Here is a 12,719-nt window from a genome sequence, read left to right on the forward strand (position 1 = left end):
GTCAGTGCTTATGTGCAGATTCAATTAACATACTTTCATTATACCGCACAAGTGACTTGTGCTGCGAATGTCATGGTACAACTACAAACGAGGGAACCGGCACCTGGATACAAGCACTCGCTCCTCATGTCATCCACTAGTCCGATAGGAAATGGTGTCAGCTTATGATAGAGTGATAGTCAGATTCATATCTTATACAAGCTGCAGGAGTTGAGTGCTTGATGCATGGTAGAGAGGATCAAATTAAGAACAGACGCTTTCTTCGAATATGTGGCGTATACGTAAGTACGTTGCTGACAGCAACTTTAATGGCCGGCATATGGCATGGGGAGATTGCATCAGCTGTAAGTGAAGGAGATGTGCAGGCACGTGTGGCTGCACGGAGCAAGGAAGAAATCAGGCAGCATTGGCTTACCTATAAGCCAATGTCCGCAGGAACTGGCTATATGGCGGGCCTTCATATTTACGAGAAAGAGCCAAAAATGGTGCAGCCTTACGAACCGGGCATGCTGAAGCGGGAATATATTAAGGATGGAATAAACGCGGTCAATTTTGTGCGGTATTTGTCCGGGCTGCCATATGATGTACAGCCTGAGTGGCGTTTACAGGATCAGTCACAGGCAGCAGCTTTAGTTAATGCGCTTAATAACGTACTTACACACCATCCGGCAAAACCTGAAGGGATGGAGGAAGTTCTTTTCCAGTTAGGGTATGAGGGGACAACTACAAGTAATCTGTATGCCGGAAGCCCGAACTTTTATGCTAGTGTATTAGGATATATGTCAGATAGTGACACGTCAAACATTGATCGTGTGGGCCATCGGCGCTGGATTATAAACCCTGCGATGTCCAAAACGATGTTTGGTATGGTCAATAGGTCGAAGAGTGGATTTGACTACCCTTATTCCTCTATGTATGCCTTTGATCGCAGCCGAACCGCTTCAGCAGTAAGCTATGATTACATAGGCTGGCCATCAGCGCACGATTTCCCGATCGAGATGTTTAGCCCGCAGGATGCTTGGTCTGTTTCTTTGAATCCCGAGAAATATGATAATACTAAGCTGGATCAGGTGGAAGTTACGATTACGCGCCCTGCTGACGGCAAATTGTGGACTTTGAACAAGAGCCACAAAGATAAGAAAGGCAGCTATTTTAACATCAATACGAGTGGTTTTGGCATACCGTTCTGTCTTATTTTCAGGCCCGCAGGGTTACCGGAATTATCGGATGCTGACACCTATAACGTACATATTAAAGGGTTATATGACCGCAAGGGCACTCCAGCGGAAATACAGTACCAGACGACCTTTTTTGATATGATACCAGACGTAAAAGTGTACACAGGTGATTATGTGCGTCTGACTCAAGGTGAACGTTTTCAGATTAAACATACGTTATCTCTGGCAGATGCTGCCGCAGCGGGAATGACGTTTGAGAGCAGCAATCCTGCCATAGTGACGGTGGATGAGTCTGGTCGTGTAAAGGCCGAGCAAGTGGGCTCCGCAACAGTGACGGTGAAGTCCTATTTGCAGCCTGACACAAGCATTCGTTTTCAAGTAAATAGAGCTGATCCCAAGGATAAGGTAAGCGCCTGGGCGCTGAATGATTACAATCTCGCGAAGAGCAGCGGTATAGTAGACAGCAATTATGACCGAGATTATCGTAAGCCTATGGATCGATACGGCTTTGCCTTGATGGCAGTTCATACCGCTGAGTCCACCTTGGGGCGACCGCTGCCAACCGGCCCATCTCCGTTCGAAGATACGACAGACCCTTGGATCGCCAAGGCTTATCATTTTGGAATCATTAAAGGAACGTCAGCTAACAAGTTTTCCCCCTGGAGCCCTATATCACGGCAGGAAGCTGCGGTGCTGCTGCTTCAACTGTATACAAAGCTAGAACCCGCAGAAACTGGGCATTCGGTGGAACTGCCTGGCGGACAAATACGGTTTGCTGATGACAAACGCATTGCGCCGTGGGCGGCTGCAAGTGTATATGGTGCTGTCGAGCGGGGGCTATTGCAAGGTGTAGGAGACAACAAGTTTGCTCCGCTTGAGTTGTTAACTAGAGAGCAAACATTTGTCATCTTGCAACAGGTGTTGTCGAAGTTTGGTGAGGAAAAATAATGTAAATGAAGCACCTTATTCCTACTAAAGGCATAGGAATTACTTCAGGTTTGGGTTATAATCTTGATTGTAATTGCTTTTATAAGGTATACTTTTCTCGCCAAAATAACAATAAGGGGATAAGAGAATGGAAAAAGTACTTATTTTCGGACATAAAAATCCAGACACAGACACGATTTGCTCCGCTATTGCTTATGCGGACTTAAAGCAACAGCTTGGTTATGACGCAGAGCCTGTGCGTCTAGGCACTGTAAACGGCGAAACTCAATTCGCACTGGACACGTTCCAAGCAGAGGCACCTCGTCTTGTAGAGACGGTAGCTAATGAGGTCAAAGGGGTTATTCTTGTTGACCATAACGAGCGTCAGCAAAGTGTAAGCGACATCGATCAAGTTCAAGTGTTAGAGGTTATTGATCATCACCGTATCGCAAACTTTGAGACTAGCGCACCTTTATACTACCGCGCAGAGCCAGTAGGTTGCACGGCGACTATTTTGAAGAAGCTTTATAAAGAACACGGTGTGGAGATCAAGAAGAACGTAGCAGGCTTGATGCTGTCTGCTATCATTTCGGACTCTTTGCTGTTCAAATCCCCGACATGTACGCCTGAAGACGTGGCTGCGGCTCGTGAGTTAGCAGAAATTGCTGGTGTGGATGCTGAGAAGTACGGATTGGAGATGCTCAAAGCGGGTGCAGACGTTAGCAGCAAGTCGATTGCGGAACTGATCTCGCTTGATTCGAAAGAGTTCACAATGGGCAGCGCAAAGGTCGAGATTGCACAAGTTAACGTCGTAGACATTAACGATGTTTATTCTCGTCAAGCGGACATTGAAGCGGCTTTGTCTGACATTATTGCGACTAAGGGCTTGGATTTGTTCGTATTTGTCGTAACCGACATTTTGAACAACGATTCCGTAGCACTTGCACTTGGCGCGTCTGCTAATGCAGTTGAGAAAGCATACAACGTAACTTTAAGCGACAATAAAGCGTTGCTGAAAGGTGTTGTATCTCGTAAATCACAAGTTGTTCCGGTACTTACAGAAGCGTTCAAAAACTAATATATAAGCAGGAAGAGAAGGCTGTATCTCTTTGCTGAAGTAGCCTTCACTCGCATAAAGCTAACGCTTTTGCCGAGATGGAAGTGATGTGTTTAAAAAGTGGTCATTCCTTTTGAGGAGGCCACTTTTTTGCATATTTACTTCGTTTTTTGATGTACAAAAGAATGCAGCAGCGAGATAAGAGCTTCTTTTTGGGATTCATTTATTTCGTGGAACAAGCGAATGAATTCGGTTTCATTTTCACGAATGTTCAACAGTTATGTTAGTGATGCTTGAGTCATAGTACATCAGACATGACTGAAATGTTGATGAATGATTAATTATGTAACTAATTACTTTACATAACAAAATAAGTGTCTTTACGATGAAAATTTTTTTAGATATAAGCATTTACATCAGATCTGAATTGGAATATTATAGGTGGGTATTACTTTATTACTATAATGTAGTAATAAAGTAATATTATTCTTTTAAGATATTACACATGTTAGTTCTTACGGATTATTTAAATTTGGTCCAGCGATGTTATTTCATATAGCAAGCGGCAATGTCGCATTTGTTCCTTTAGTGACACAAGAGTCGGAATTCTTGATGAAAAGATGGTTCAAAAGAAGGTAATGACAACTAATTATAATGAAGGAGTGAACCAGCAGCTAAGGATGATAAACCATCTGACGCGGTTTCAACAGACGCCGACTTTGAACAGAAATTAAAAGATTATACTGTAAAGGAATACGAAGTCATAGGTCCTGATACTGGTGATCAAGGTGTCATTAAATTACAACTCAATCGAGTATACATCTTGAAGCCAGACTTTATTGATGCTAAACATACACCTGATCAAAGTGCGAACGCTTACCTGCTTGCCTTAAAGACAACGGTGACGGCCAACCCCAACAATGAGGTTGACATGCCGATAAGTACTCGCCAACCTTGGCTTGCAATAGGAAACAACACTTACGAGAAGGGTGAGATTACACATATACGATTTGATCAGTTGGAAGAAGGATTGGGTGACATATATCATTCACATTTTGAGTTGTTGGGACGAGAAATTAAACCGGGTGAAACACTAGTCAGCTTCGAATATGCGTATCTCAAAAATGACCCAGAAGATTTGCAAATTACACTACGAAGCAATAAAACAGATCAACCGAATGTAATCGCTCAGTTAAAAGAGGTCAAGTAAAAATGGGCAAGTAATATCAACGTGAAGACAACTATAACAAGCATAATAAGAGTCGGTGACACCTGGCTCTTATTGTGTTATATCCAAGCAGATTTGCTTTGATGGCAATACCATTTTTAAAATATCAGATCACTTATGACTTAGGAGGGATAAGATGAAGTTGAAGTTAATTGCAACTTTAACAGCATTGATTTTGCTGGTAAGTATGATAGGTGAATATCCTCGGCAGGAAGCGGTTTATGCGGAGCCACAGGCAGTACAACTAGTCGATACGAAGGGTCATTGGGGCGAAGCAGCGATTACTAAGGCGGTCCAAGCAGGTTATGTCAACGGTTATCCCAATCAGACATTTAAGCCAAATGGGAATGTGACAAGGGCTGAGTTTATTCGAATGGTGGTAGGAGCGATGTCATTGTCGGTCCCAGATGCAAAGCAGGGACAAGCCTGGTATAAGCCGTTTGTGAATGCAGCGGCAAAAAAGGGTTTGTACATGGATAATGATTATCCAATGGGGGATATGAATACGGCCATGACCCGTATAGAAATGGCGAGAGTAGCTGTACGCAGTGTTGGTGAAAGTGCAGCAAATGATGCTGGATACATGGTGATGGCAACAAAAAAAGGTCTCATTTCTGGTATGCAGAACGGCTCGCTAGCAGCACTTGAGCCAACAACCCGGGCACAATCTGTAGTTGTCATTGACCGGATACTTCGCATTCAGAATGGCGAGATGCTGCCAGTGGACGAGAAGGCAGTCAAAAACGCTGAAATAGCCTTGAATGCTCCGAAAGACCCGTGGGGAAGGGCGATACGTACTACTAATTTACCTAAAAACTATAAGGATTTCCCATATGTTTTAGAAAAGTATCCTAATAAAATGTATGAAATGGAAATAAACATAAATTGGAAAGGCGTAAAAAGTGCAGTTGAGATTACAAAAGCAGAGAACTATAGCAAAGAAGCGGTCAACAAATGGATAGAATATGTAGGTCAATGGGGAATGCAGCAGTTTAATGTTAATTACAAGACGATTGATAACAACTGGTTAGAAAAATATATTAATCCTGTAATTCAACAAAATTCGGGTGTAAAGAATAGTACAAAAAAGTATGTTGACTGGGTTAAAAAAAATCAAATTCAAATAGAAGGTAACGTCGAGGTCGAGCCTTCTATCATCCAGTATGCAAAGGGCAGTTATTACATTCGAACAGTATATACATTTAGAATAATTAATTATAAGGAAGATAAAGAAATTCTTTTTGATCCGTGGTATGAGCCGGGGAAATTCAAAAAAAATCAGTGGTATATAGGGTACGCTGATATTCCTCTAGTATCGAATGTATATATGGGTACTTGGAGTGACTACAAAATATCAACCCGAGCAAGTTTTATGAAACAAGAAAATATTAATAAATTGGGTTCATAGGACTTTAAGTCTTAATTTGAGGAAGGAAGAAATGAATAAATTAAAATCTAATTTATGGTTGCGTCTGTCATTTTTGTTGATGTTATTGGTTACTATCTTCCCCCCTACGGTTGATTCAGCACAAATCGGTAACGAGATTGTGTTTGATGATGTCGGCAATTTGAATGTTGTCATTACGTCTACTGCCGCCACTACAGGGATAAGATACCGTACTGTTGGATGGATCGTGGCTACCAAGCCTATGTGCAAATCTTATAGTGGGAGTCACGATTGTCGCCCCAAACAATCAGATTATGTTCAGTTTAACAAGCCGAGTGAGAAAGATATAACAATTGATAAAGAAGATCCTTATGTTACAACAACATGGTTTTTTTCTAAAGAAACGGTGGAAACCCAGTTTTATGCATCCTTTTATGAAAAAATGGAGCCGAACCAAAAGTTGTACTTCAGTGCAGTTATGGAATCCTATGACGCGAGTACAGGGGCAAGGAGAAAAAAAACTTTTTCAACATTAAATGAGATAATAATAGCAGAAGGGTGGAAATCGCCAGAAGATTTAAACGAGTATTTTGATCTGGCCACAGTATATAATCCCAAACAACCAATTACCGAAGTGCTAGTATTCGATGACAACGGTGTAAAAAGAGAACTTGAACGCTCTCAAGTAGGGGAAGTAAAACTATATGAGTCTTCCACACATTCCTTACCTGAAACGATAAATTTATCTGACGGTCGAACGGCAAATATTTCACGTTCTTATATCGTACCTGCAAAAACGAGATTATAGTAAAATAAACCAAAACATGGCGAATGGAGATAAAAACGTAATCACTCGAAGTACATTAAAGGTGGGTCAGATAAGAGTTCTGACATTAACGATATGAACACAGTCACCTCTGTGATTATTTATGCGCAGGCGACAGATGACAAGCTGCATAATCAGAAACGAAGCCGAACCCGAATCGAGCTGCGTTTATACTGGATCGACCATTCTCAGTGTTTATGCCAACAAGCGGACAGCATCGTAATATACCTGGGTACGGGAATCGGGATTATGCCAAATACTTCCGTATGAAAGAGGTCCGTTTCCCGTTTGATGTGTATTCGGCGGATCGAGGTACCTTCTATCCGAAGCAGACATGGATTACCATTCCAGTTACGCAGGAACAGGCAGATTTCTTCCTACCGGTGTGGGTGGACGAAGGCGATTATACGGTCGAATTCCGCAGCACGGCGGAGAATGCTCCGTCAAATGTGACAGATCAGCGCAATGCCAATACGGATTTGCAGCATCATCGGGCGTCAGATACGATTCCAGTTGAAGTGATCGGACGGCTGTACGACTTCAAGATTACGGACATCGCTGATTATAACTGGTCTTCTGTGTTCCGCCTGAACAATGGAACGACACCAAAGGGAACCTCCTATTGGGTAGGCAAAGGGGATATTGATGGCGAGCCGCGAGGCAACAACAATCCATACGTGCTCAGCATAGCCCCGGGAAGTCATCCCAATAACGGCTACAAAAACGTGGCAGTTAAGACAGGCTACCATTTTAAGTTCGAGCTAAAGTCAAAGGGGAATATGTTCGACAGCAAGGATGGTGTTAGAATTACCCCCCAATTCTACTTTGTGGACAAGACAGGCACGCAGCGCCAAGCGGTGGACTTGTATTACCACTCCAACACCAAGCGGTTTGTGCGAATAGGATCATCAGATGATACGGAACGAAGATATGTCATCTTAAATGACAGGATGCGAAATGTGTCGGAGCAGGAAATGACAGACACGGCTTTGTACATTTATGACCATTACTATACGTTCGATCAAATCGGTCATATGAGTCGGTCGCAATTCGTACATGAGTACATCCGAAAGGCGAAGGAAAAGACGTTAGTCGGGAAGTATGATTGGATGATTCTGCCGTATCAGGTGAGGACATTGATCGGTCCGAAGCAAATTCCAACTGGGGTGGACTATCAGCGAGCATACGCCTCGGTGCAGAAATGGTATGGAGAGTACAGTATTCCAGCAGGCGTGTATGCGGTGCCAAAGGGAACCAACCTAGCAGAGTATGGACGGAAAAACAAGCTAGATGAAAAGTCGCCCATTTTCCTGCGTGAAGGTTATATCATCGTTAACTTTAATCTGGAATCGATCCGCGATGGCAACGTAAACGCACCGCATTTACAGTACATCCACGGTCCGCTGATGAACCAGTGGCAGCTAGAAGGATACCGCAACAGCTACACAGATCCTTATGGAAAGCACTTTAGTCTAAGGGATGGTGATGTTGTATTTTACCACGGTGACAAATCAAGCCAGGATGACTTTGATGCACAGGTGCCACATTAGGCACGGAATTGATATTTGAACAACAAAGCTTTGTCACAAGAAAGAGGACCGTCTCGTGCATGAGATTGTCCTCTTTTCTGTTCCATTATCTAATGCCTGCAATAAGCTACAACGATTTCGGTCCTGTAGGCTTTATGTTATCCAGGTCGTCTGCTTCTACAAGCAGCTTTAGCAGGTTCAGCTTGTTATCCCAGAAGCGCTCATAATAGGCAAGCCAATCCTTTAGCTCGCGCAGCGGCTCCGGCTGCAGATGGTAGCGCGTCTCGCGACCGATCTTCTTGTCTTTGACAAGGCCTGCTTCTGCCAGCACGCGCAAATGCTTCGACACAGCTGTGCGACTCATTGGAAAGTGACTGCTGATCGCAGTGACAGGCATCTCCTGATCTGCTAACAGGCGCAATAGCTTACGCCGAGTCGGGTCGGCGATAGCTTGAAAGACATCATGTTTTGGTGCAGAATTCATTAAGCTTCCACCAATTCGCGCAATCTAGGCAGCACAGCTGATTCCCAGCCATTGTCCATCCGGTTGCGGACTTCGGCGTGAGACATCCCCGCTTCAGTGTGGATATTTTCTTTCCATCCTCCGTGAGTAAGCGTGAATTCCGTTGTTCCGTCTGCACCTTCTTTTAATTGGAATGTAATAATCCAATCCGGTCCCCACGTAAATTCCAACTTGTACGGCGGGTCAATTACCGTCACCTTACATGGTGACACGCCGTAAGGGGAGTGAATCGAAAATGGATGCCCAAGCACAGGCTCGAAATCATTAGGCATAAACCAGGCTGCGATATTGGTTGAAGTGGCCACGGCATCCCATACTTTTAAAATAGGTGCCTGTAGAATAATAGTTTTTACAATGTCGGGAAGTGATTTCTCTTGGATCATGATGAACCTCCATTTTAGAAAAAGAACGTTGCAACTGCACTAATTCGTATTGATTAATTGATTTCAATAAAACTCATTATATAATATGAAACCATATGGTTTCAAGTTTGGTGGGGAAATGAGGTTCCATCGCTGAAGGAAGACGCTGTTTTTACCTACTGAGTCTCCCACAAAATTGGGCCAAATAAACATAAACCGTGTATGATCAACCCGTGTACTATTAATCACTTATTATTTAACTTTCAAGGCATAATAACGTTAAACGAATTGAACAATGGACAGACAAAACAGTCATTTTGCATGAAAAAAGGAGATAGCTCTCCTCCCGTTAAGGTTAAGGAATGCTATCTCCACATTTTCCAAAATGAAACTTACTTCGACATCGAATAAGGCAGCTTCTCGATGTCAGTCACTTCCGCTGGCGCTTGATTGCTCATGCTGAACTCGATCGTGCCACCGGCCGTCAATTGCTCGTGTGTGAAGTACAGCTTTTCAACTTTTGAACCGTCCAACTTGACACCAGCAACGTACTTGTTGTCCGCGGAATTATGGTCCGCTTGAATGATGAGCTGCTTGCCACTTTCCAGATGAACGGTCATCTTATCAAAGTACGGCGTCCCGATTACGTATTCAGGGACACCCGGGCTGAGCGGATACAACCCCAAGGCACCAAATACGTACCAGCCGCACAAGCTGCCGTTGTCCTCATCACCAGGCAAGCCGTCAGGACGGGAGCTAAACAGCTCGTCCATCGTCTTGCGTACCCATTGCTGTGTCAAGGCTGGGTAGCCAAGCGCCGTGTAGATGTAAGGGAAGTGGAAGCTTGGCTGATTGCTAATTGCAAATTGCCCGAAGTCAATCATTGCCATTTCGGACATCTCATGAATTTCAAAGCCGTAGGAACCAACCTTGAACGCGGGCTCTGCTGCAAACAGCGCATCCAAACGTTCTTTACCGCCAGCACGACCGCCCATTAGCTTCGCAAGTCCGAGGAAGTCATGCTGAACTGCCCAACTGCTCTGGTAAGCGCCACCTTCTGTATAAGGTCCGCCCCATAACGTTGGATCGAATGGCTCCAACCAACTGCCATCTTGCAGCTTGCCGCGCATAAAGCCGACGGATGGATCATACAGGTGCTTATAATTTGTTGCGCGTTCCATCAGTTGCTCATAATCAGCTTCACGGCCAAGATGTTTTGCAATTTGTGCGATACAGAAATCGCCATACACGTAGTCCAACGTATTACACACACTTTCATGAGTATGAATATCGGCCGGCATATAGTTAAATTTCAAGTATTCACCCATACCTTTGCGGCCATATCGGTTGTCCGCAGATACCGTTGTAGCGTGCTTAAGCAAGCCTTCAAATGCTGCCTCTACGTCAAAATCCGTATTGCCTTTCACGATCGCATCTGCAAAAGAGACATCAATTAGTGTACCTGGCATCATGCTGCGTTCGCCTGGGGAAGCCCATTTTGGCATCCAGCCTGCCTCATTGTATGCATTTACCCAACCTTGCATCATTTCATTAACAAAGGAAGGATAGAGCAGGTTATATAACGGGAACGACGTACGGTAAGTATCCCAGAAGCCGATGTCTGCAAACAGCGGGCCTGCTTCGATCTTGCCATTGTACGGGCTATAGTGAATTTGCTTGCCTTCGGCATCGTATTCGTGAATCGCATGCGGGAATAACGAGGTACGATACAAGCACGTATAGAAGGTTTTCAGCTTTTCTTCATCTTTGTCTTCGACTTCAATAACACCGAGCTGCTTTTCCCAAGCGGCATTTGCCAATTGGTGCACTTCTTCAAAGCTGCGTTCGCCAATTTCACGATCCAGGTTGGTAAAGGCCTGTTCTTGGCTAATAAAGGAGGTACTGATGTTAACCTCAACGATGCCATTTTCGGGCAGGACGAGACCAACATGTGCGCCCATACGTTCCCCCATACCCATCAAGGAAGCGACCGGCTTATTGTCGTTATCGGATAAACCGCTATTAGCAGCATCGATTGGACAGTTAAACTTCACAACAAAATACATCCGATAGTTGTCAGGCGTACCGCCAGCTTTGGCTGTCGTATAACCTGTTAATGTGCGGTTATCCGGATCGATCAGCATCGCGGATTCGCCTGGGAACGGCGACAAAATAAAGCGGGCTTCATCGCGACGGTCGTACGACAGGCGAATGCTGGAGCAGCGCTCAGTTGGCGCAAGTTCCATCGTCGTCTGATAACGAAGCAGACGTACTTTAAAATAATCAGGACGGACGATCATGTCCTGCTTGCGGAACGAAGAAGAGCGCTCAGGCGCCCACACTTTTAAAGGCCCAGTTTGCGGCATAAAGGTCATATGGCCGTAATCACCAATCCAAGGGCTAGGCTGATGCGTGATTCGTACACCTTCCAAACGGTTATGATGCGGACTGAACCACCAGCCGCCGCCGGCTTCGGTTGTTTGCGGCGCCCATGCGTTCATGGCAAATGGCATCGAAATTAACGGCAGTGTGTTTCCATTTGAATAGGGATAAATAGAATCTGTACCTTGCAATGGATTTACATATTTAATCAAGCTCATCTATATCGCTCCTTCAGTAAAATATAGTTCCAAGTGCTTGCTTCTACATTACGGGCTGTCATAAGTTGCACCTTCATTGTAGATAACTACACGTAGCTGTACCTATCAATTTTTTAGAATATCTATCACTTTTGATGATAAAATGAAAAGGAAATGCCCAGCCCGAAATAAATAACATGAGATGGCACATTTAAAGGCATGACAGAAAGAGGACTTATCATGTTTCCATACAATTTACATGGTGACGAAGAGATTCATGGGGAATTTCCGTTTACTTTAAAAATACATCAGCTTGGCGTTCCAGTACCTGCGCATGTACACCACTTTATTGAGTATACGTATGCTTTTAAGGGTAGGGGGACGGAGATCATTAATGGCGTAAAAAAGGAGTTGGTACCAGGCACGTTTACTTTACTGTTTCCCCATCAAGTGCACGAGATAGACATCGAGCCTGGCGAGGAGCTGTTTTTGTATGTGGGTGCGATTGGTCTGAAGGCCTATTTTGGCGGTGATACCGTGTTTGATCTGCACCAATTGTTAAAGCAGGCGGAGACAGATGCCAATACGACCTACAAGTTGGATGAGCAGACCGCAGCTGAAATGCTGCCCTTGCTACAGCAGATGCATGAAGAGGTGCAGGTGGAGAAACCGTGGAGCCGCGTAATGTTCTTATCCAAGCTGGTGCAAGTGTTTGTGCTGTTTGACCGCTATCGGCAGGCGGCTGTGCAATCAGAGGGGAGAGTACAAGAAGGAGCGCCGCTGAAGGGAATGTGGGAAATCATCTCTTACTTGTATCAGAACTTTAAAGAGGACATTACTTTGGAGACGCTTGCTCGCCAGTTTAATTACAGTGTGTCCTATATAAGCGCATCTTTTAAACAGGTGGTTGGAGAGAACTATTATTCATTCTTAGAGCGAATTCGGATCGCCCATGCGTGCAATTTGCTCATTGGTACGGAAATGAAGATTACAGACATAGCATATGAAGCAGGGTTCAAGTCTTATCCCACGTTTATAAGAGTATTTCAGTCCAGAATGAACATGTCGCCAACTGCTTATCGTAAGCACAAAGGAATTACACTAGCGTAGGAGAGGGGAATAC

Annotated in this window: 10 protein-coding genes; 7 read left to right on the top strand and 3 right to left on the bottom strand. The window is 44.3% G+C overall.

Features of this window, described 5'->3' with window-relative positions; translation table 11 throughout:
• Nucleotides 1-221 precede the first annotated feature (221 nt).
• From H509_RS25340 to H509_RS25355, 6 genes are all read left to right on the top strand, one after another.
• On the top strand, nt 222-2,126 hold the full coding sequence (locus H509_RS25340; protein ID WP_051287152.1) for an S-layer homology domain-containing protein: 1,905 nt from the start codon (nt 222-224) through the stop codon (nt 2,124-2,126).
• A gap of 127 nt (nt 2,127-2,253) precedes the next feature.
• Complete coding sequence (locus H509_RS0114130) at nt 2,254-3,183, top strand: manganese-dependent inorganic pyrophosphatase (RefSeq protein ID WP_028545659.1); 930 nt, start codon at nt 2,254-2,256, stop codon at nt 3,181-3,183.
• Between the two features lie 802 nt (nt 3,184-3,985).
• On the top strand, nt 3,986-4,372 hold the full coding sequence (locus H509_RS0114140; protein ID WP_028545660.1) for a hypothetical protein: 387 nt from the start codon (nt 3,986-3,988) through the stop codon (nt 4,370-4,372).
• 154 nt (nt 4,373-4,526) lie between these two features.
• Nucleotides 4,527-5,798 (top strand): S-layer homology domain-containing protein, encoded by a 1,272-nt coding sequence (locus H509_RS26820; protein ID WP_051287154.1) that lies wholly within the window; start codon nt 4,527-4,529, stop codon nt 5,796-5,798.
• 31 nt (nt 5,799-5,829) lie between these two features.
• On the top strand, nt 5,830-6,585 hold the full coding sequence (locus H509_RS0114150) for a hypothetical protein (RefSeq protein WP_028545661.1): 756 nt from the start codon (nt 5,830-5,832) through the stop codon (nt 6,583-6,585).
• A 215-nt stretch (nt 6,586-6,800) separates the two neighbouring features.
• Nucleotides 6,801-8,153 (top strand): hypothetical protein, encoded by a 1,353-nt coding sequence (locus H509_RS25355; protein WP_157277735.1) that lies wholly within the window; start codon nt 6,801-6,803, stop codon nt 8,151-8,153.
• 106 nt (nt 8,154-8,259) lie between these two features.
• Here the strand turns inward: H509_RS25355 and H509_RS0114160 are convergent, their stop codons facing one another.
• From H509_RS0114160 to H509_RS0114170, 3 genes are all read right to left on the bottom strand, one after another.
• Nucleotides 8,260-8,616: an ArsR/SmtB family transcription factor gene (locus H509_RS0114160; protein ID WP_028545662.1), complete on the bottom strand. Its 357-nt coding sequence runs from the start codon at nt 8,614-8,616 to the stop codon at nt 8,260-8,262.
• Nucleotides 8,616-9,038: an SRPBCC family protein gene (locus tag H509_RS0114165; protein ID WP_028545663.1), complete on the bottom strand. Its 423-nt coding sequence runs from the start codon at nt 9,036-9,038 to the stop codon at nt 8,616-8,618. Before H509_RS0114165 ends, H509_RS0114160 begins: the two co-directional genes overlap by 1 nt.
• A 371-nt stretch (nt 9,039-9,409) precedes the next feature.
• The gene (locus tag H509_RS0114170; RefSeq protein ID WP_028545664.1) at nt 9,410-11,617 is read right to left on the bottom strand and encodes a GH92 family glycosyl hydrolase; all 2,208 of its coding nucleotides are present in this window, start codon (nt 11,615-11,617) and stop codon (nt 9,410-9,412) included.
• 219 nt (nt 11,618-11,836) lie between these two features.
• Between H509_RS0114170 and H509_RS0114175 the strand changes: the two genes are divergently transcribed.
• Nucleotides 11,837-12,706 (top strand): AraC family transcriptional regulator, encoded by an 870-nt coding sequence (locus tag H509_RS0114175; RefSeq protein WP_028545665.1) that lies wholly within the window; start codon nt 11,837-11,839, stop codon nt 12,704-12,706.
• Nucleotides 12,707-12,719: the final 13 nt, after the last annotated feature.

The organism is Paenibacillus taiwanensis DSM 18679 (assembly GCF_000425125.1).
GTDB lineage: Bacteria > Bacillota > Bacilli > Paenibacillales > Paenibacillaceae > Paenibacillus_B > Paenibacillus_B taiwanensis.